Origin of the sequence: Acidovorax sp. T1, from assembly GCF_002176815.1 — a bacterium.
Lineage (GTDB): Bacteria > Pseudomonadota > Gammaproteobacteria > Burkholderiales > Burkholderiaceae_C > Acidovorax.
Genome location: NZ_CP021648.1, coordinates 988,189 through 1,006,603 on the forward strand (window position 1 = coordinate 988,189; position 18,415 = coordinate 1,006,603).

At 63.2% G+C, this 18,415-nt stretch carries 21 protein-coding genes; 16 read left to right on the top strand and 5 right to left on the bottom strand.

What is annotated here, in order from left to right; all coding sequences use genetic code 11:
• The first annotated feature begins 60 nt into the window (after positions 1–60).
• A complete protein-coding gene (locus CCX87_RS04730; protein WP_087748182.1) occupies positions 61–1,275 on the top strand; it encodes a DesA family fatty acid desaturase in 1,215 nt (404 codons plus the stop codon).
• A 118-nt stretch (positions 1,276–1,393) separates the two neighbouring features.
• On the opposite strand, the gene rpmG is transcribed toward CCX87_RS04730, so the two are convergent.
• The 3 genes from rpmG to trxB all read right to left on the bottom strand — a co-directional run bounded on the left by rpmG (position 1,394) and on the right by trxB (position 2,949).
• On the bottom strand, positions 1,394–1,564 hold the full coding sequence (rpmG, locus tag CCX87_RS04735) for a 50S ribosomal protein L33 (RefSeq protein ID WP_008904999.1): 171 nt from the start codon (positions 1,562–1,564) through the stop codon (positions 1,394–1,396).
• Between the two features lie 11 nt (positions 1,565–1,575).
• The gene (rpmB, locus tag CCX87_RS04740) at positions 1,576–1,809 is read right to left on the bottom strand and encodes a 50S ribosomal protein L28 (RefSeq protein ID WP_086927950.1); all 234 of its coding nucleotides are present in this window, start codon (positions 1,807–1,809) and stop codon (positions 1,576–1,578) included.
• A 186-nt stretch (positions 1,810–1,995) separates the two neighbouring features.
• On the bottom strand, positions 1,996–2,949 hold the full coding sequence (trxB, locus tag CCX87_RS04745; protein WP_087744193.1) for a thioredoxin-disulfide reductase: 954 nt from the start codon (positions 2,947–2,949) through the stop codon (positions 1,996–1,998).
• Positions 2,950–3,285: 336 nt separating this feature from the next.
• Between trxB and CCX87_RS04750 the strand changes: the two genes are divergently transcribed.
• The 10 genes from CCX87_RS04750 (at position 3,286) to CCX87_RS04795 (ending at position 14,052) form a co-directional block, all read left to right on the top strand.
• Positions 3,286–5,622: a DNA translocase FtsK gene (locus CCX87_RS04750; protein WP_087744195.1), complete on the top strand. Its 2,337-nt coding sequence runs from the start codon at positions 3,286–3,288 to the stop codon at positions 5,620–5,622.
• A 54-nt stretch (positions 5,623–5,676) separates the two neighbouring features.
• Positions 5,677–6,309, top strand: coding sequence for an outer membrane lipoprotein chaperone LolA (lolA, locus tag CCX87_RS04755; RefSeq protein ID WP_087744196.1), 633 nt, complete (start codon positions 5,677–5,679; stop codon positions 6,307–6,309).
• A gap of 104 nt (positions 6,310–6,413) precedes the next feature.
• The gene (locus CCX87_RS04760; RefSeq protein ID WP_087744198.1) at positions 6,414–7,781 is read left to right on the top strand and encodes a replication-associated recombination protein A; all 1,368 of its coding nucleotides are present in this window, start codon (positions 6,414–6,416) and stop codon (positions 7,779–7,781) included.
• Between the two features lie 347 nt (positions 7,782–8,128).
• Positions 8,129–9,058: a branched-chain amino acid ABC transporter permease gene (locus tag CCX87_RS04765; RefSeq protein WP_087744200.1), complete on the top strand. Its 930-nt coding sequence runs from the start codon at positions 8,129–8,131 to the stop codon at positions 9,056–9,058.
• Positions 9,059–9,070: 12 nt separating this feature from the next.
• Entirely contained in the window at positions 9,071–10,147 is a 1,077-nt protein-coding gene (locus CCX87_RS04770; RefSeq protein ID WP_087744204.1) for an ABC transporter permease subunit, read from the top strand.
• Positions 10,148–10,167: 20 nt separating this feature from the next.
• On the top strand, positions 10,168–10,950 hold the full coding sequence (locus CCX87_RS04775) for an ABC transporter ATP-binding protein (protein ID WP_087748183.1): 783 nt from the start codon (positions 10,168–10,170) through the stop codon (positions 10,948–10,950).
• 2 nt (positions 10,951–10,952) lie between these two features.
• On the top strand, positions 10,953–11,681 hold the full coding sequence (locus tag CCX87_RS04780) for an ABC transporter ATP-binding protein (protein WP_087744206.1): 729 nt from the start codon (positions 10,953–10,955) through the stop codon (positions 11,679–11,681).
• A gap of 184 nt (positions 11,682–11,865) precedes the next feature.
• Positions 11,866–12,228: a DMT family protein gene (locus CCX87_RS04785; protein ID WP_087748184.1), complete on the top strand. Its 363-nt coding sequence runs from the start codon at positions 11,866–11,868 to the stop codon at positions 12,226–12,228.
• A 148-nt stretch (positions 12,229–12,376) separates the two neighbouring features.
• Positions 12,377–13,024 (top strand): DUF47 domain-containing protein, encoded by a 648-nt coding sequence (locus tag CCX87_RS04790; RefSeq protein ID WP_086913124.1) that lies wholly within the window; start codon positions 12,377–12,379, stop codon positions 13,022–13,024.
• A 17-nt stretch (positions 13,025–13,041) separates the two neighbouring features.
• Positions 13,042–14,052, top strand: a complete 1,011-nt coding sequence (locus CCX87_RS04795) for an inorganic phosphate transporter (protein WP_086913123.1) — start codon at positions 13,042–13,044, stop codon at positions 14,050–14,052.
• Between the two features lie 81 nt (positions 14,053–14,133).
• On the opposite strand, the gene CCX87_RS04800 is transcribed toward CCX87_RS04795, so the two are convergent.
• Together CCX87_RS04800 and CCX87_RS04805 are read right to left on the bottom strand one after the other, a co-directional pair.
• Positions 14,134–14,580, bottom strand: a complete 447-nt coding sequence (locus CCX87_RS04800) for a hypothetical protein (RefSeq protein ID WP_087744209.1) — start codon at positions 14,578–14,580, stop codon at positions 14,134–14,136.
• A gap of 90 nt (positions 14,581–14,670) precedes the next feature.
• Complete coding sequence (locus CCX87_RS04805; protein ID WP_087744211.1) at positions 14,671–15,192, bottom strand: GNAT family N-acetyltransferase; 522 nt, start codon at positions 15,190–15,192, stop codon at positions 14,671–14,673.
• A 147-nt stretch (positions 15,193–15,339) separates the two neighbouring features.
• Between CCX87_RS04805 and rpsP the strand changes: the two genes are divergently transcribed.
• The 5 genes from rpsP to CCX87_RS04830 all read left to right on the top strand — a co-directional run bounded on the left by rpsP (position 15,340) and on the right by CCX87_RS04830 (position 18,366).
• Positions 15,340–15,591, top strand: a complete 252-nt coding sequence (gene rpsP / locus CCX87_RS04810) for a 30S ribosomal protein S16 (protein WP_087744213.1) — start codon at positions 15,340–15,342, stop codon at positions 15,589–15,591.
• Positions 15,592–15,666: 75 nt separating this feature from the next.
• On the top strand, positions 15,667–16,236 hold the full coding sequence (gene rimM, locus CCX87_RS04815) for a ribosome maturation factor RimM (RefSeq protein WP_087744215.1): 570 nt from the start codon (positions 15,667–15,669) through the stop codon (positions 16,234–16,236).
• A gap of 29 nt (positions 16,237–16,265) precedes the next feature.
• Positions 16,266–17,024 (top strand): tRNA (guanosine(37)-N1)-methyltransferase TrmD, encoded by a 759-nt coding sequence (gene trmD / locus CCX87_RS04820; protein WP_087744217.1) that lies wholly within the window; start codon positions 16,266–16,268, stop codon positions 17,022–17,024.
• 140 nt (positions 17,025–17,164) lie between these two features.
• Complete coding sequence (rplS, locus tag CCX87_RS04825) at positions 17,165–17,551, top strand: 50S ribosomal protein L19 (RefSeq protein ID WP_086913118.1); 387 nt, start codon at positions 17,165–17,167, stop codon at positions 17,549–17,551.
• A gap of 95 nt (positions 17,552–17,646) precedes the next feature.
• On the top strand, positions 17,647–18,366 hold the full coding sequence (locus tag CCX87_RS04830) for a CoA pyrophosphatase (RefSeq protein ID WP_232476486.1): 720 nt from the start codon (positions 17,647–17,649) through the stop codon (positions 18,364–18,366).
• Positions 18,367–18,415 lie beyond the last annotated feature (49 nt).

Sequence of the window (18,415 nt, forward strand, 5' to 3'; positions counted from 1 at the left end):
TCCAACGCCAGCATCCCACCGTGTTGGGGGATGTTTCTTCTGGAGCAAGGTGATTTGACTATGCTGTTACCCGATTGGGCTGTCCTGAACGCCGCCATTGACTGGCTGGGCCATGGCTTGTGGCGCCTGACCTGGTGGCAGATCGTGCTGTACACCCTGGCAACCACCCACATCACCATTGCGGCGGTCACGATCTTTTTGCACCGCGCCCAGGCGCACCGTGCGCTGGATCTGCACGCCATTCCCGCGCATTTCTTTCGCTTCTGGCTGTGGCTTGCCACGGGCATGGTGACGAAGGAATGGGTGGCCATCCACCGCAAGCACCACGCCCGATGCGAAACCGTGGACGATCCCCACAGCCCCCAGACGCGAGGCCTGGCCACCGTGATGTGGCGCGGCGCCGAGCTGTACCGCGCCGAGTCGACGAACCTGGAAACGCTCCAAAAGTTCGGCCATGGCACGCCGGGCGACTGGATCGAGCGCAACCTGTACAGCCGCTTCAGCTGGCAGGGGGTGGCGCTCATGCTCGTCCTGGATCTGGCACTGTTCGGCGCGCTCGGCGCGGCCGTGTGGGCCGTACAGATGGTCTGGATTCCGTTCTGGGCGGCCGGCGTGGTCAATGGCGTGGGCCATTACTGGGGTTACCGCAACTTCGAGGCGCACGACGCCAGCACCAACCTCTCGCCCTGGGGCATCATCATCGGCGGCGAAGAGCTGCACAACAACCACCACACCTATCCCACATCGGCCAGGTTCTCGGTCAAGCCCTACGAGTTCGACATTGGCTGGGCCTACATCCGCCTGATGCAGGTGATCGGTTGGGCTACGGTGAAGAAGGTGCCACCCAGGCTGCAATTGGGCGAGGTGAAGCCCGTGGCCGATGAAAAGACGCTGGAGGCCCTGATAGCCAACCGCTACGAGGTCATGGCCGCCTATGCGCGCGGTGTGCGCCAGGCCTGCAAGGCCGAGATGGCCGCGCTGCAAGCGCGCCAGGCCGATGCGTCGGTGCTCCAGGCGGCCAGGCGTTGGCTGCACCGGGATGCGGAGAAGGTGCCCGCCGTGGCTTTGCCGCAGCTGGCCCAGGCGTGCGCCGCGTCACCGGTGCTCGACACGATGATCACCATGCGTGAAGAGCTGCGCCAGCTGTGGCTCAACACCTCGCACTCGCGCGAGCAGCTCACGGCGGACCTGCAGGCCTGGTGCCGCCGGGCCGAAGACAGCGGCATTGCGGCACTGCGTGATTTCTCGATGCGCTTGCGCGCTGCCAAGGCCTGATTTCATGCCCGCCCGCAGCCTGTGAAGGTGGTGGGTCATTTGGGTGGGTTGGGCGCGGGCATGAAAAAACCGCCCAACCTTGCGGCAGGGCGGTTTTTCCGAAAGATCGGAGGCTGAATTACTTCAGCTTCATTTCCTTGTATTCCACATGCTTGCGAGCTTTTGGATCAAATTTCATGATCAGCATCTTCTCGGGCATGGTCTTCTTGTTTTTGGTGGTGGTGTAGAAGTGGCCGGTACCCGCAGTGGATTCCAGCTTGATTTTGTCGCGTCCGCCTTTGCTTGCCATGGTGTTTCTCCTTAAGCCTGGCCACGTGCGCGCAGGTCTGCGAGCACAGAATCAATACCGTTCTTGTCGATCAGACGCAGACCGGCGTTGGAGATGCGCAGGCGCACCCAACGGTTTTCGGTCTCGACCCAGAAACGGCGGTATTGCAGGTTCGGCAGGAACCGGCGCTTGGTTTTGTTGTTGGCGTGGGAAACATTGTTTCCGACCATGGGCTTCTTGCCCGTTACGTCGCAGACGCGTGCCATGAGGACATCCGATACTTTTTAACGGCCGTTTGCTGGCGCCCCCGGGCTTGATCCCGAAGGCCTGCTTGCGGCCTCACCTCGCCAGAAAGGGTGGCGGTAACCCGATTTGCCTGCCCGTAAGCGCGATTGAAAAACCGGCCCGAATTCAGCAAAGCCGCAGATTATAACCTGCAGCTTATTTTTTCATCAAGCCTCTTGTTCGAGGAAGCGCTGCGCATCAAGGGCTGCCATGCACCCCGTGCCGGCGCTGGTGATGGCCTGGCGGTAGACATGGTCCTGCACGTCGCCCGCGGCAAAGATGCCGGGCACACTGGTCTGAGTGGCAAAGCCCTTGAGGCCGCCTTGCGTGACGATGTAGCCGTTTTCCATGGTGAGCTGGCCCTGGAAGATCTCGGTATTGGGCGCGTGGCCAATGGCGATGAAACAGCCCTGCAGCGTGATGTCCTGGGTGCTGCCATCTTGCGTGCTCTTGATGCGGATGCCCGTGACGCCCGTGTTGTCGCCCAGCACCTGGTCGAGGGTGTGGAACAGCTTGAGCTCGATCTTGCCGGCGGCCACTTTTTCATGGAGCTTGTCCACGAGGATGGGCTCGGCCTTGAACTTGTCGCGCCGGTGCACCAGCGTCACCTTGCGGGCGATGTTCGACAAATACAGGGCTTCTTCCACGGCCGTGTTGCCGCCGCCCACCACGCACACGTCCTGGTCGCGGTAGAAGAAACCGTCGCAGGTGGCGCAGCCCGACACACCCTTGCCCATGAACGCTTCTTCCGAGGGCAGGCCCAGGTATTTGGCCGATGCACCGGTGGCGATGATGAGCGAGTCGCAGGTGTAGGTGCCGCTGTCGCCCGTGAGCGTGAAGGGGCGCTGGCTGAAATCGACCTTGTTGATGTGGTCAAAAATGATCTGCGTCTTGAAGCGCTCGGCGTGCTCCAGAAAGCGCTGCATCAGGTCCGGGCCCTGCACGCCGTGCACGTCGGCCGGCCAGTTGTCCACCTCGGTGGTGGTCATGAGCTGGCCGCCTTGGGCGATGCCGGTGATGAGCACCGGGTTCAGGTTGGCGCGTGCCGCATAGACGGCCGCCGTGTAGCCTGCGGGGCCAGATCCGAGGATCAGAACTTTCGCGTGTTGGGTGGTGGACATGGAAAAAACCTGTGTGTTGCATCCGCCACAGAGCGGATGCTGTTGAGAAAATTCGGGATCGGTGGCGAAGTATCCACCGTGTGCGGCCTCTTCAGGTGGGCCCTTATCAATCACCGCGATTGTAAGAACCCATGAAAACCCCGTTGCGGCACCGGTTGCGTGGTGTCGCGGCTGGTGTTGCTGCAAGTCGCGATGTGCGGGCGTCCAGTGGCCGCAAGCAATAAAGCGGCAAGATTGCGTCACGGGCGTTACAGGATGTGAATGGCCCAGCTCGGCGCACGGCTGCAGGGTGGCGTTACCCCTGCCATGCATGGGGTAAGCTTGCCCGGCACGCTTATGACCTACTCCCTCAATACCCTGAATGCATCCTCTGCGGCCAAGTCCGCGCCACGCACTGGCGCCGCCCGCTTCGGCCAGGAAATAGGCCTTGTTGTCGGCCTTTTGGCGCTGGTTTTCTGGCTGCTGGCACTGACCAGCTATTCCGCACAGGACGCAGCCTGGTCCACCTCGGGCACGCGCGGCGACCTGCTGGTGGCCAACTGGGCAGGGCGTTCGGGCGCCTGGCTGGCCGATGGCAGCTATTTCGCGCTGGGGTTTTCGGTGTGGTGGTGCGTGGCGGCAGGGGTGCGTGCCTGGATCGCTTCGCTGGCGCGGTGGATGCGCGGTGGTGAACTGGCGGCGGGTGCTGCCAGCCCCTTCGCGCGCCGTGCGTTGTTCTGGGGCGGGCTGGTGCTGCTGATGTGCGCCAGCACGGCGCTGGAATGGTCGCGCCTGTATCGCCTTGAAGGCTTCCTGCCCGGCCACGCGGGTGGCGTGCTGGGTTTCCTGGTGGGGCCCGCCAGCGTGAAATGGCTGGGCTTTACCGGCTCGGGCTTGCTGGGCATCGTGGCGCTGGTGTTGGGGGCCGCCCTGGTGTTCCGCTTTTCCTGGGGGCATGTGGCCGAGGTGCTGGGGGCGCGCATTGATGCCCTGGTGCAGTCGCGTCTGGCCCGACGCGAGGTGGCCAAGGACGTGGCCGTGGGCCGCAAGGCCGCGCGCGAGCGCGCCGTGGTGGTGCTGGAAGAGCGCACCGAGAGTGAAGAGCACCACCCGCAGCCGGTGCAGATCATCGAGCCGGTGCTGGCCGATGTGCCGCAAAGCGCCCGTGTGGTGAAAGAGCGGCAAAAGCCCCTGTTCACCGAAATGCCCGACAGCAAGCTGCCCCTGGTGGACCTGCTCGACGGCCCGCTGCAGCGCCAGGAAACCGTGGCGCCCGAGACGCTGGAGATGACCAGCCGCCTGATCGAGAAAAAACTCAAGGACTTCGGCGTGGAAGTGCGCGTGGTGGCCGCCATGCCCGGCCCGGTGATCACGCGCTACGAAATCGAGCCCGCCACCGGCGTCAAGGGCTCGCAGATCGTGGGCCTGGCCAAGGACCTGGCGCGCTCGCTCAGCCTGGTGTCCATCCGCGTGGTGGAAACCATTCCAGGCAAGAATTTCATGGCGCTGGAGCTGCCCAACGCCAAGCGCCAGTCGATCCGGCTGTCCGAAATCCTCGGTTCGCACATCTACCACGAGGCCAAGAGCATGCTCACCATGGGCCTGGGCAAGGACATCGTGGGCAACCCGGTGGTGGCCGACCTGGCCAAGATGCCGCATGTGCTGGTGGCCGGCACCACGGGCTCGGGCAAGTCGGTGGGGATCAACGCCATGATCCTCTCGCTGCTCTACAAGGCCGAGGCACGCGATGTGCGCCTCTTGATGATCGACCCCAAGATGCTGGAAATGTCGGTCTATGAAGGCATTCCGCACCTGCTGGCGCCCGTGGTCACCGACATGAAGCAGGCCGCCCATGGCCTGAACTGGTGCGTGGCCGAGATGGAGCGACGCTACAAGCTCATGTCCAAACTGGGCGTGCGCAACCTGGCTGGCTACAACCAGAAGATCGACGAGGCCAAGGCGCGCGAGGAGTTCATCTACAACCCCTTCAGCCTCACGCCCGAAGAGCCCGAGCCGCTGCAGCGCCTGCCACACATCGTGGTCATCATCGACGAGCTGGCCGACCTGATGATGGTCGTGGGCAAGAAGATCGAAGAACTGATCGCCCGCCTGGCGCAAAAGGCGCGCGCGGCCGGCATCCACCTGATTTTGGCCACCCAGCGCCCCAGCGTGGACGTGATCACCGGCCTGATCAAGGCCAACATTCCCACCCGCATCGCGTTCTCGGTGGGCTCCAAGATCGACAGCCGCACCATTCTCGACCAGATGGGCGCCGAGGCGCTGCTGGGCATGGGCGACATGCTCTACATGGCCAGCGGCACCGGTCTGCCGATTCGCGTGCACGGCGCCTTTGTCAGTGACGAGGAAGTGCACCGCGTGGTGAGCTACCTCAAGACCCAGGGCGAAGCCGATTACATCGAGGGCGTGCTCGAAGGCGGAACTGTGGACGGCGACGGTGATCTGTCAGGAGAAGGCGGCGGTGGCGATGGCGGCGAGAAGGATCCCATGTACGACCAGGCCGTCGAAGTGGTGCTGAAAGACCGCAAGGCCAGCATCTCGTATGTGCAACGCAAGCTGCGCATTGGCTACAACCGCTCGGCGCGTCTGCTCGAAGACATGGAAAAGGCGGGCCTGGTGAGCGGCCTGACCACCAGCGGCCAGCGCGAAGTGCTGGTGCCCGCACGCAGCGAATGACCCGGGCAGGGCGACGGGCCTGGTTCCGTGGGTCTCCAAACCAAGGAGTTTTTGTTGAAAAAGATCGTTACTGCAATTTTGATAGCTGCTAGCGCAACACTGGCAAGCGCCGACGGGCTAAAAAGCCTCGAATCCTTCATGAAGGGCAGCCAGACGGGCCGCGCCGACTTCACCCAGGTCGTCACCTCGCCCCCAAAGGACGGCCAGGCCGCGCGCACCAAAACCAGCAGCGGCACCTTCGAGTTCCAGCGGCCGGGGCGTTTCAGGTTCGTCTATAAAAAGCCTTTCGAGCAGACCATCGTGGCCGACGGGCAGACGCTGTGGCTTTACGACGTGGACCTGAACCAGGTCACGCAGCGTTCGCAGTCCCAGGCCCTGGGCAGCACGCCCGCCGCGCTGCTGGCATCGGCGCCCGACCTGTCGGCCTTGCGGGCAGATTTCACGCTTGAAGCCGCACCCGACCAGGATGGCCTGCAATGGGTGCTGGCTCGCCCCAAGGCCAAAGACGGCCAGCTGCAAAGCGTACGTGTGGGCTTTGCGGGCGAGCAACTGGCCGCGCTTGACATCCTGGACAGCTTCGGTCAGCGCTCGGCCATCCGCTTTACCGGCATGCAGACCAACGCCGCGCTGCCAGCGGCCAGCTTCCAGTTCAGGCCGCCGCAAGGGGCAGACGTGGTGAAGCAGTAAATGCTACGTAAATGCTACGTAAATGATAGCTTCAAGCGCTTTCTGGTAAAGCGCTAGAGGCACATTTGGCTCAAAAAACAGCGTGATGTAAACGGGACAAGAACATGGCAGCACGCAGTGCCTCCGCACCCTCGCACGCGCACAACGCACACCCCGCGCACCGGCCCCTGGCCGAGCGCCTGCGCCCGCGCCGGCTCTCTGAAGTCATTGGCCAGCAGCATGTGCTGGGGCCGGGCATGCCGCTGCGCCTGGCCTTTGAATCGGGCCGACCGCACAGCTGCATCCTGTGGGGCCCACCGGGCGTGGGCAAGACCACGATTGCGCGCTTGATGGCCGATGCGTTCGATGCGCAGTTCATCAGCATCAGCGCCGTGCTGGGTGGGGTCAAGGACATCCGCGAGGCCGTGGAGCGCGCCGAGGCCGCCCGCGATGGCTTGATGCAGCAGCGCACCATCGTGTTCGTCGATGAGGTGCACCGCTTCAACAAGAGCCAGCAGGACGCCTTTTTGCCGCATGTCGAAAGCGGGCTGTTCACCTTCATCGGCGCCACCACCGAGAACCCGTCGTTCGAGGTCAATTCCGCGCTGCTGTCGCGTGCGGCGGTGTATGTGCTGCAGCCGCTCTCGGAACAGGATTTGAAGCAAATTGTGGCCCTGGCCCAATCAGAGCAAGCGCTTCAAGCTATCGAAAAGGGAGCAATCGAGCGGCTGGTGGCCTACGCCGATGGCGACGCGCGGCGTCTGCTCAACACGCTCGAAACCCTGGCCATGGCGGCCGCGCAGGAAAAACTGACCGAGATCACCGACGCCTGGCTGCTCAAGGTGCTGGGCGAGCGCATGCGACGCTATGACAAAGGCGGCGAGCAGTTCTACGACACCATCAGCGCGCTGCACAAATCGGTGCGCGGCTCTGACCCCGACGCGGCGCTGTACTGGCTGGTGCGCATGCTCGACGGCGGCGCCGACCCGCGCTACATGGCGCGCCGCCTGGTGCGCATGGCCAGTGAAGACATTGGCCTGGCCGACCCGCGCGCGCTGCGCCTGGCACTCGACTGCGCCGAGGTGTACGAGCGCCTGGGCAGCCCCGAGGGCGAGCTGGCGCTGGCCGAATGCGTGGTCTACCTGGCCGTGGCGCCCAAGTCCAACGCCGTCTACAAGGCCTACAACGCCGCCCGCGCCCTGGTAAAGCAGGACAGCACGCGCCCCGTGCCCATGCACCTGCGCAACGCGCCCACCAAGCTCATGAAAGCGCTGGACTATGGCAAGGGCTACCGCTACGCGCACGACGAGGAGGGCGGTTTTGCCGCCGGCGAGCGCTACCTGCCTGACGGCATGGACGAGCCGGGCTTCTACCAGCCGGTCGAGCGGGGCCTGGAAATCAAGATTGCGCAAAAGCTGCGGGACATGCGCGCGCGCAATGCGGCCGTCGCTGTCACAGCCGCTGCCATCGACCCGGATCCGCAGACGCCTTGAACGCAACCTGCGGGCTGCACTGAATGCCATGGCCGCAGACGCCGCGATGGGCGTTGGCGGTGTGGCGGCCGCATGGGTACGCTTGCGGTGATAAATCTGAACGTCTTGTGCGGTAGGTCCATCAACCTTGCTTATGCACGGCGTCCCTGGCTGATGGGCCTGAAACCCAAGGGAAAACCCCGCCGACCGGGGCCCGGGCGGCCACAGACTACTCGCTACAATCCCGTCCTCAAACCCGCACAGCTGCACTCCTGGCGGGTTTTTTGCTACATGGCAGTCGGGCCCACAAGGCTGTACCGATTTCGGTGCCAAAGCGGTGGGTACGTCACAAACGAAGGACTTCTCTTATGGACATTTTGCTGCAGCAGATCATCAACGGTCTGGTTCTCGGCAGCATGTACGCCTTGATAGCCTTGGGCTACACGATGGTGTACGGCATTATTCAGCTGATCAATTTTGCCCATGGCGAAGTGCTCATGGTCGGCGCTCTCACCAGTTGGAGTTGCATAGGGCTCATGCAGGACGCCATGCCGGGCGCCCCCGGCTGGCTCATCCTGCTGCTGGCCACCATCATTGCCTGCGTGGTGGCTGCCACGCTCAATTTCGTGATCGAGAAGGTTGCTTACAAACCGCTGCGCACCAGCCCGCGCCTGGCGCCGCTGATCACGGCCATCGGCATGTCGATCCTGCTGCAGACGCTGGCCATGATCATCTGGAAGCCCAACTACAAGTCGTACCCCACCTTGCTGCCGGCCGCGCCGTTCCAGGTGGGCGGGGCGGTCATCACATCCACCCAGATTTTGATTCTGGGCGTGACCGTGGTGGCCCTGGCTGCGCTTATGTACCTGGTGAATTACACCAAGCTCGGCCGCGCCATGCGTGCCACGGCAGAAAACCCCCGCGTGGCCTCGCTCATGGGCGTGAAGCCCGACATGGTGATCTCGGCCACCTTCATCATCGGCGCCGTCCTGGCCGCCATCGCCGGCATCATGTATGCCTCCAACTACGGCACGGCACAGCACACCATGGGCTTTCTGCCGGGGCTCAAGGCCTTCACGGCGGCGGTGTTCGGTGGCATCGGCAACCTGGCCGGCGCCGTGGTGGGCGGCATATTGCTGGGCTTGATCGAGGCCATCGGTTCGGGCTATATCGGCACCCTCACGGGCGGCGTTCTGGGCAGCCACTACACCGACATTTTTGCCTTCATCGTGCTCATCATCATTCTCACGCTGCGCCCCTCGGGCCTGCTGGGTGAACGCGTGGCCGACCGTGCCTGAGGACCTATTGCCATGAAGAACACCAAAATCAACTGGATCCTGGGCGCTATCGCCCTGCTGGTCCTGCCACTGCTGTTGCAGTACTTTGGCAACGCCTGGGTGCGCATTGCGGACCTGGCCTTGCTTTATGTGATGCTGGCCCTGGGCCTGAACATCGTGGTGGGCTACGCCGGCCTGCTGGACCTGGGCTATGTGGCGTTCTACGCCGTGGGCGCCTACCTGTTCGCCCTGATGGCCTCGCCGCACCTGGCCGATAACTTTGCGGCCTTTGCCGCCATGTTTCCCAACGGGCTGCACACCTCGCTGTGGATCGTCATACCGCTGGCCGCGCTGGTGGCGGCGTTTTTCGGGGCGTTGCTGGGCGCGCCCACCCTCAAGCTGCGCGGTGACTACCTGGCCATCGTGACGCTGGGCTTTGGCGAGATCATCCGCATCTTCCTGAACAACCTGGACCACCCCGTCAACCTGACCAACGGCCCCAAGGGCATGGGCCAGATCGACTCGGTCAAGATCTTCGGGCTCGATCTGGGCAAGCGGCTGGAGCTGTTCGGTTTTGACATCAATTCCGTCACGCTCTATTACTACCTGTTCCTGGTGCTGGTGGTTATCTCCGTCATCATTTGCTACCGCCTGCAGGACTCGCGCATCGGCCGTGCCTGGATGGCCATCCGCGAAGACGAAATCGCCGCCAAGGCCATGGGCATCAACACCCGCAACATGAAGCTGCTGGCCTTTGGCATGGGGGCCTCGTTCGGCGGCGTGTCGGGCGCCATGTTTGGTGCGTTCCAGGGCTTTGTCTCGCCCGAGTCGTTCAGCCTGATGGAGTCGGTCATGATCGTCGCCATGGTGGTGCTGGGCGGCATTGGCCACATTCCTGGGGTGATTCTGGGCGCGGTGCTGCTGTCGGCCCTGCCCGAAGTGCTGCGCTATGTGGCCGGCCCGCTGCAGGCCATGACCGACGGCCGCATCGACTCGGCCATCCTGCGCCAGCTGCTGATTGCGCTGGCCATGATCATCATCATGCTGTTGCGTCCCCGTGGTTTGTGGCCAGCGCCCGAGCGCGGCAAGAGCCTCACGCAGAAGACCTGAACACCACAGAGAGCGAAAACATGGCAGAACAAAACAAAGATGTGGTGCTGCGGGTTGCCGGCATCTCCAAGCGCTTTGGCGGCTTGCAGGCATTGTCCGACGTGGGCATCACCATCGAACGGGGCCAGGTGTATGGCCTGATCGGCCCCAACGGCGCGGGCAAGACCACCTTTTTCAACGTGATCACCGGCCTGTACACGCCCGACAGCGGCAGCTTCGAGTTGGCCGGCAAGCCCTACGAGCCCACGACCGTGCATGAAGTGGCCAAGGCGGGCATTGCCCGCACCTTCCAGAACATACGCCTGTTTGCAGAAATGACGGCGCTGGAAAACGTGATGGTGGGCCGCCACATTCGTACCCAATCGGGCCTGTTGGGCGCCGTGCTGCGCACCAAGGGCTTCAAGGCGGAAGAAGCCGCCATCGCCAAGCGCGCGCAAGAGCTGCTCGACTACGTGGGCATCGGCAAGTTTGCCGATTACAAGGCGCGCACCTTGAGCTACGGTGACCAGCGCCGCCTGGAGATTGCCCGGGCGCTCGCCACCGACCCGCAGCTGATTGCCCTGGACGAGCCCGCCGCTGGCATGAACGCCACCGAGAAGGTGCAGCTGCGCGAGCTGATCGACCGCATCCGCAACGACAACCGCACCATCTTGCTCATCGAGCACGACGTGAAGCTGGTGATGGGCCTGTGCGACCGCGTGACCGTGCTCGACTACGGCAAGCAGATCGCCGAAGGCACGCCTGCGACCGTGCAGAAGAACGAAAAAGTGATTGAGGCCTATCTGGGCACCGGAGGACATTGAGAATGGCCGAAAAATCCAACAAGGTACTGCTGCGGGTCAAGGGGCTGAAGGTGGCCTACGGCGGTATCCAGGCCGTGAAGGGCGTGGACTTTGAAGTGCGCGAAGGTGAGCTGGTCTCGCTGATCGGCTCCAACGGCGCCGGCAAGACCACCACCATGAAGGCCATCACCGGCACGCTGCCCATCAACGATGGCGATATCCTGTACCTGGGCGAAAGCATCAAGGGCAAGGGCGCCTGGGATCTGGTCAAGAAAGGCTTGGTGATGGTGCCGGAGGGCCGCGGCGTGTTTGCCCGCATGACGATCACCGAGAACCTGCAGATGGGCGCCTACATCCGCAACGACAAGGCGGGCATTGCGGCCGACATCGAGAAGATGTTCACCATCTTCCCGCGCCTGCGCGAACGCAAGGACCAGCTGGCCGGCACCATGTCGGGCGGCGAGCAGCAGATGCTGGCCATGGGTCGCGCGCTGATGAGCCAGCCCAAGGTGCTGCTGCTGGACGAGCCCTCCATGGGCCTGTCGCCCATCATGGTGGACAAGATCTTCGAGGTGGTGCGCGACGTGTACGCGCTGGGCGTCACCATCTTGCTGGTCGAACAGAACGCCAGCCGCGCGCTGGCCATTGCCGATCGTGGCTACGTCATGGAGTCGGGCCTCATCACCATGACCGGCCCCGGCCAGGAGCTGCTGAGCGATCCGCGCGTGCGCGCCGCCTACCTGGGCGAGTGAACGCGGCGCCTGCGGGCGCTGGTGTTGTTTTGAAAGGCACTGCACTGGCGGCAGTGCCTTTTTTGTTGGTCGCGCGGTATGTGTAAAAAGCTTCATAATTGATAGCTATTTCCGCTTATCCAGCAAGGGATAGAGCGCTATTTGGCTTGTATTTTTGTATTTGCTGCCCTGTGGCATGGTGTCCATGAACTCTCTGCAATCGCTTCCCGTCAGCCTGCAAACCATCGTGTTGCTGGTGGCCAGCAACATCTTCATGACCTTTGCGTGGTATGGCCACCTGAAGAACCTGGCCACCTCGCCTTGGTACGTGGCGGCGCTGGTCAGCTGGGGCATTGCGCTGTTTGAATATCTGCTGCAGGTGCCCGCCAACCGCATTGGTTACACCCAGTTCAATGTGGGGCAGCTCAAGATCCTGCAAGAAGTCATCACGCTGTCGGTGTTTGTGCCGTTTGCCGTGCTGTATCTCGATCAGCCCCTCAAATGGGACTATTTGTGGGCCGGCCTGTGCATGTTCGGCGCGGTGTATTTCATCTTCCGCGGGGGCTGACGGCGGCGGCGATGGCAGGGCGCGAGGGGTGTGGAGCGGCGGGCGGTTAAACTCGGGGGCTTGGTAAATTTCACAAATTGGTCACTCGCCCGTCACGAACGGGTGTTAAGTGGCCATTTTTATTCCGATTCCGCCCTAGGAGCCCCCCATGCTGTTTGGCAAACTGTTGCCGCGCGAAGGCAATTTTTTTGAGATGTTCAACCAGCATGCGGACCGCATCGTCGAGGCTGCCCGGGCCTTTTCGCAGCTGGTGGCGAACTACAACGATCTGCACCTGCGCGACAAGTACAACCAGGACGTGGACAACGCCGAGCGTGCCGCCGACCGCGTCACCCAGGACGTCAACCGCCTGATCCACAAGACATTCATCACGCCCATCGACCGTGAGCAGATCCACACGCTCATCAACACCATGGACGACGTGGCCGACCTGATCCAGGATTCGGCCGAAACCATGGCGCTGTATGACGTGCACCACATGACCGAGGAGATCACGCGCCTGACCGATCTGAGCGTGAAATGCTGCGAGCGCCTTCGCGATGCCGTCAAGCTGCTCGGCACCATCGCCGACCCGGCCGTGGCCGAGGCCGCGCTCAAGACCTGTGAAGAGATCGACCGGCTCGAAAGCGACGCCGACCGCGTGATGCGCAGTGCCATGAGCAAGCTGTTTCGCGAAGAGCCCGATGTGCGCGAGGTGATCAAGCTCAAGGCCATCTACGAGTTGCTGGAAACCATCACCGACAAGTGCGAGGACGTGGCCAACTGCATCGAGGGCATCGTCCTCGAAAACTCCTGATCTGCCGGGCCTGAAACATGCAAACCGCACAAACAGCCCTGTGGGTTGTGGTCCTGCTCGTGGCGCTGGCCATCCTGTTCGACTTCATGAACGGGTTTCACGACGCTGCCAATTCGATTGCAACGGTGGTGTCCACCGGCGTGCTCAAGCCGGCCCAGGCCGTCCTGTTTGCCGCGTTTTTCAACGTGGTGGCCATTTTTGTCTTCCACCTGAGCGTAGCGGCCACGGTGGGCAAGGGCATTGTCCAGCCCGGCGTGGTGGACACCCATGTGGTGTTCGGCGCGCTGGTGGGGGCCATCACCTGGAACGTGATCACCTGGTATTACGGCATTCCCAGCAGCTCATCGCATGCGCTGATCGGCGGCATTGTGGGCGCCGTGATCGCCAAGGCGGGGTCTGGTTCGCTGGTGTCCTCGGGCATCCTGAAGACGGTGGCCTTCATTTTTGTGTCGCCGCTGCTGGGGTTCCTGCTCGGCTCGCTCATGATGGTGGCGGTGTCGTGGATCTTCCGGCGCGCCCGTCCCAGCAAGGTGGACAAGTGGTTTCGCCGCCTGCAACTGGTGTCCGCCGGGGCCTACAGCCTGGGGCATGGTGGCAATGATGCGCAAAAGACCATTGGCATCATCTGGCTGCTGCTGATTGCCACGGGGTATGCGTCGGCGTCGGACGCCTCGCCGCCCACCTGGACCATCGCGAGTTGCTACGTGGCCATTGGCCTCGGCACCATGTTCGGCGGCTGGCGCATCGTCAAGACGATGGGGCAGAAGATCACCAAGCTCAAGCCCGTGGGCGGGTTCTGCGCGGAAACGGGCGGGGCGCTGACGCTGTTCCTGGCCACCGCGCTGGGGATTCCCGTGTCCACCACCCACACCATCACCGGCGCCATTGTCGGCGTGGGTTCCACGCAGCGCGCGAGCGCAGTGCGCTGGGGCGTGGCGGGCAACATCATCTGGGCCTGGGTGCTGACGATTCCGGCCAGCGCCTTCGTTGCGGCCATTGCCTACTGGGTCAGCCTGCAGCTGTACTGAAGCCGCAAGATGCTATTAAAAAAAGAGCTTCCAGCGTTTGATACACAAGCGCTGGAAGCTCTTTTTCCTTGAAATCCGTCGCTATTGCGAGATCTTGCGGGCTTCCTCGATCTGGTACTCGAAATAGCGCTGAAAGCTGAAGGCCAGACTAGCCATCAGCACGGTCGTTCCGAACATCAGCGCCAGGCCGATGGCGAAAATCGTGGCCCACCGCGTGCGGCCGGCAGGCACATCGGGCGCAGCCGTCGGGTTGAAGCGGGCGTTCCATTTTTCCGGCGTCGTCAGGCCAAACAGAATGGCTTGCAGGGCGCAGCCGGCGATGGTGAACCCGAGCAGCGGGATCAGCACCCAGCTGTAATGATCGTCCTGCCCCAGCTCCTGCACCCGCTGGATGCCATACAGGCCCAGCGCCGTGGGAATGGGCAGCAGCCAGCCGAGCATGTCGCCAAGGCCATGAAGATAAAAGCGATGCAGGCCCAAAGGCCCGCCCACGAAGGCGAGCCAGGCGGCCACGGTCTTGTTTTTCATCGCCGGGCCGCCCCAAGATGAAAAGCGGCCCACTTTTGGGGCAGTGACCACACGAAGTGGGGAGCGTGGGGGTTATTGTTCATGTCCCGATTATTCCGGTGAAGTGGTGTCACCGGCGCCCAGGGTCTTTTCCATCAGCACGATGTCGCGCCAGGCACCGAATTTCCAGCCCATTGAACGCAGCACGCCGACGTCGGTGAAGCCCAGCGCGCGGTGCAATCCGATCGAGCCCGCGTTGGCCGAGTCGCCAATCACGGCCAGCAGCTTGCGCACGCCGGCAGCCTCGGCCTGCACCGCCAGTTCGGCCAGCAGTTTGCGCCCCACACCCATGCCGCGTGCGCTGTCGGCCACATAAATCGAATCTTCGGCAGAGAAGCGGTAGGCCGGGCGCGGCTTGAACCAGTTGACATAGGCGAAACCCAGAATCTGGCCATCTTTTTCGGCCACCAGCCAGGGCAGGCCGCGCGCCAGCACGTCGGCGCGGCGTGCAGCCATGTCGGTTTCGGAGGGTGGGTCGATCTCGAACGTGCCCGTGCCGTGCAGCACATGGTGGGCATAGATGGCGGTGATCGCGGGCAGGTCGCTGTCGGCACTTGGACGAATAATGGGCATGGAGGAGGGAAATGGATATAATCGCGGGCTTTGCAGCGTGTCGCTGGCCGGGTGGCCATGTCGCGTGTCTCAAGCGTTGCGAATATGGTTGCAAATACTGTGGCTCAAGGCAAATGTTGCCGGAGTTCACCACCCGAAGGATAAATCATGGTCGTCATTCGACTTTCCCGCGGCGGCTCCAAAGGTCGTCCTTTTTTCAACATCGTCGTTGCTGACAAGCGCGTGCGCCGTGATGGCCGCTTCATCGAGCGCATCGGCTTCTACAACCCCACCGCCAAGGAATCCGAAGAAGGCCTGCGCATCGTGCAAGACCGTCTGACGTACTGGCAAAGCGTGGGCGCCCAGTCCTCGCCCACGGTGGACCGCCTGATCAAGCAAGCCGCCAAGAAGACTGCTTAAAGCTCCCCGAAAAGGGCGGGTTCCGTTGGCTTGCCCGGCGGAACCCGCCCTTTTCTTTTTTGCACGAAATACACCATGGCTGCACCCCTGACGCTCGAACCCGCCGAACTCCCTGCCGATGCCGTCGAGGTTGGGCGCATTGCCGATGCCTGGGGCGTCAAGGGCTGGTTCAAGGTGGTGTCGCACAGCACCACGCCCGAGGCCCTGTTTGCCGCCAAGCGCTGGTATCTGCAGCCATCCGAGCGCGGTGCCAAGACGTTTTCCGGCACGGTGCAGTTGCAGATTCGCCAGGCCAAGGACCATTCCGACACAGTGGTGGCCTGGGCGCAGGGCATTGACGACCGCGATGCCGCCGAGGCCTTGCGGGGCGCGCGCATTTTTGTGCCGCGGTCGGGCTTCCCTGCCACCACGCAAGACGAGTACTACTGGGTGGATCTGATCGGCCTCTCGGTCGTCAACCGCGAAGGTGTGGCGCTGGGCCAGGTGCAGGAGCTGATGTCCACCGGACCGCAGACCGTGCTGGTGCTGGCCTACGCGCAAGACGGCAAGACCCAGGAGCGCATGATTCCGTTCGTCTCGGCGTTTGTTGACCAGGTGGATTTGCCCGAAAAGCGCATCACGGTGGACTGGCAGCCGGACTACTGATCGGCCCGCGCCTTGGCGCGCCGCGCACCATGCGTTTTGACATCATCACCCTGTTTCCGGAGTTGTTCGCGCCGTTTCTGGCCAGCGGTGTGACCCGCCGCGCCTACGCCAGCGGGCAGGTCGATGTGCATTTGTGGAATCCACGCGACCATGCCGAGGGCAACTATCGCCGCGTGGACGACCGCCCCTTTGGCGGTGGCCCGGGCATGGTGATGCTGGCCGAGCCGCTGGCGCGTTGCCTGGTGGCCATCCGGGCCGAACGCGGCGAGCCTGAAGACGGCCAGGCGCCGCTGGTTCTTTTTTCGCCCATCGGCGACACCCTCAACCACGCTGCGGTGGAGCGCTGGTCGGCCAGTGCCGGCGCTGTTTTGCTGTGCGGGCGCTACGAAGGGATCGACCAGCGCTTTATCGATGCCCATGTCGATCTGCAGATGAGCCTGGGTGATTTCGTGCTGTCGGGCGGTGAAATTGCCGCCATGGCCTTGCTCGATGCCGTGGCCCGCCTGCAACCGGGCGTGCTCAATGACGAGGGCAGCCACCAGCTCGACAGCTTCAACCCCGCGCTCGATGGCCTGCTCGATTGCCCCCACTACACCCGCCCCGAGGAGTGGGCGGGGCGTCCGGTGCCCGCGCCGCTGATGTCTGGCCACCATGCCCAGATCGAGCGCTGGCGGCGCGACCAGCGCCTGGCCATCACCGCCCAGCACCGGCCCGACCTGATCGATGCTGCACGCAAAGCGGGGCGCCTTGCGCCCGCCGATGAGGCGTTCTTGGCCAAGCTGGCCTGAATTGCTATAATCAAAGGCTTTTCGATCCTCTGGCCGGCCGTTTTGCCCAGAGGCTTTGCCTGCAAAGCCTGCCGCAAAACCCTGAATCGTCAATCCCGACGCTGCCATTTTTGGCGCGGACAAGATCGTTGGATACCCAAATGAACCTGATCCAGACCCTGGAAGCGGAAGAAATTGCCCGCTTGAACAAGACGATTCCCGTGTTTGCCCCTGGCGACACCGTTATCGTGAGCGTGAACGTGGTTGAAGGCACGCGCAAGCGCGTGCAGGCCTACGAAGGCGTGGTGATTGCCAAGCGCAATCGCGGCCTGAACAGCGGTTTCACCGTGCGCAAGATCTCCAGCGGCGAAGGCGTGGAACGCACGTTCCAGACCTACAGCCCGCTGATCGCCAACATCGAAGTCAAGCGCCGCGGTGATGTGCGCCGCGCCAAGCTGTACTACCTGCGTGAACGCAGCGGCAAGTCGGCGCGTATCAAGGAAAAGCTGCCTTCGCGCGTCAAGGTGGCAGCCCCCGTCGCCGCATAAGGCACTGGCTATCCCTGACCGGAGCCGCTACAGCATCTGCCTGTAGCGGCTTTTTTGTTTTTGCGGCCCCTTGGGTCTTGTGTTCCAGGCTTGTCGTGAATCCGTTGCCCACCTCTGTTCCATCGGCCCTCCCTGTGTCGCTGTCAACGCTGCCCGATTTCGACCCTCGCGCCGTCCCGGTGGTGGGGGTGGACGCGCATCTGCCCGCCGTACCGGCACAGGCCCAGACGCCACAGGCCCTGCGGGCGCGTTTTGCCCACCCGCCTGTGTGGACGCCCGAGGTGGTGCTGGAAAAGAAATTCATGAACCGCGAACCGGCCCATGCCTCCGTGCTGGTGCCCATCGTGCTGCGCGACCAGCCCATGGTGCTGCTCACCGAGCGCACGGCGCATCTGTCCACCCACTCAGGCCAGGTGGCCTTTCCGGGCGGGCGGGCGGATGCGGAAGATGCCTCTACGGCCGACACCGCCTTGCGCGAGGCCGAAGAAGAAGTGGGGCTGGAGCGGCGCTTTGTCGAAGTGCTGGGCGTGCTGCCCACCTATGTCACCGGCTCTTCGTTCATCATCACGCCGGTGGTCGCGCTGGTGCAACCAGACTGCGCGCTGCACCCCAATCCCTATGAAGTGGCCGATGTGTTCGAGGTGCCGCTGGCGTTTTTGCTCAATCCGGCCCACCACCAGCGCCACATTTTTGAGTGGCAAGGCATTCGCCGCGAGTGGTTTTCCATGCCCTACCAGGATGGCGACAAAAGCCGCTACATCTGGGGCGCCACGGCCGGCATGCTGCGCAACTTTTATCGCTTCATGCAGGCGTGAGGGCGCGGCGATGCTGTGTGGCCCAAATACGCGCCACGCCAGTATCATT

Excerpts from the sequence above, each read along its gene's own strand:
- CCX87_RS04775 (WP_087748183.1), top strand. The coding sequence starts at position 10,168 with ATGGCAGAACAAAACAAAGATGTGGTGCTGCGGGTTGCCGGCATCTCC.
- CCX87_RS04770 (WP_087744204.1), top strand. The coding sequence starts at position 9,071 with ATGAAGAACACCAAAATCAACTGGATCCTGGGCGCTATCGCCCTGCTG.
- CCX87_RS04765 (WP_087744200.1), top strand. The coding sequence starts at position 8,129 with ATGGACATTTTGCTGCAGCAGATCATCAACGGTCTGGTTCTCGGCAGC.
- CCX87_RS04800 (WP_087744209.1), bottom strand. The coding sequence starts at position 14,580 with ATGAAAAACAAGACCGTGGCCGCCTGGCTCGCCTTCGTGGGCGGGCCT.
- CCX87_RS04790 (WP_086913124.1), top strand. The coding sequence starts at position 12,377 with ATGCTGTTTGGCAAACTGTTGCCGCGCGAAGGCAATTTTTTTGAGATG.
- CCX87_RS04795 (WP_086913123.1), top strand. The coding sequence starts at position 13,042 with ATGCAAACCGCACAAACAGCCCTGTGGGTTGTGGTCCTGCTCGTGGCG.
- CCX87_RS04785 (WP_087748184.1), top strand. The coding sequence starts at position 11,866 with ATGAACTCTCTGCAATCGCTTCCCGTCAGCCTGCAAACCATCGTGTTG.
- trxB (WP_087744193.1), bottom strand. The coding sequence starts at position 2,949 with ATGTCCACCACCCAACACGCGAAAGTTCTGATCCTCGGATCTGGCCCC.
- rpmB (WP_086927950.1), bottom strand. The coding sequence starts at position 1,809 with ATGGCACGCGTCTGCGACGTAACGGGCAAGAAGCCCATGGTCGGAAAC.
- trmD (WP_087744217.1), top strand. The coding sequence starts at position 16,266 with ATGCGTTTTGACATCATCACCCTGTTTCCGGAGTTGTTCGCGCCGTTT.
- CCX87_RS04730 (WP_087748182.1), top strand. The coding sequence starts at position 61 with ATGCTGTTACCCGATTGGGCTGTCCTGAACGCCGCCATTGACTGGCTG.
- rimM (WP_087744215.1), top strand. The coding sequence starts at position 15,667 with ATGGCTGCACCCCTGACGCTCGAACCCGCCGAACTCCCTGCCGATGCC.
- rpsP (WP_087744213.1), top strand. The coding sequence starts at position 15,340 with ATGGTCGTCATTCGACTTTCCCGCGGCGGCTCCAAAGGTCGTCCTTTT.
- CCX87_RS04750 (WP_087744195.1), top strand. The coding sequence starts at position 3,286 with ATGACCTACTCCCTCAATACCCTGAATGCATCCTCTGCGGCCAAGTCC.
- rplS (WP_086913118.1), top strand. The coding sequence starts at position 17,165 with ATGAACCTGATCCAGACCCTGGAAGCGGAAGAAATTGCCCGCTTGAAC.
- CCX87_RS04805 (WP_087744211.1), bottom strand. The coding sequence starts at position 15,192 with ATGCCCATTATTCGTCCAAGTGCCGACAGCGACCTGCCCGCGATCACC.
- CCX87_RS04760 (WP_087744198.1), top strand. The coding sequence starts at position 6,414 with ATGGCAGCACGCAGTGCCTCCGCACCCTCGCACGCGCACAACGCACAC.
- CCX87_RS04780 (WP_087744206.1), top strand. The coding sequence starts at position 10,953 with ATGGCCGAAAAATCCAACAAGGTACTGCTGCGGGTCAAGGGGCTGAAG.
- rpmG (WP_008904999.1), bottom strand. The coding sequence starts at position 1,564 with ATGGCAAGCAAAGGCGGACGCGACAAAATCAAGCTGGAATCCACTGCG.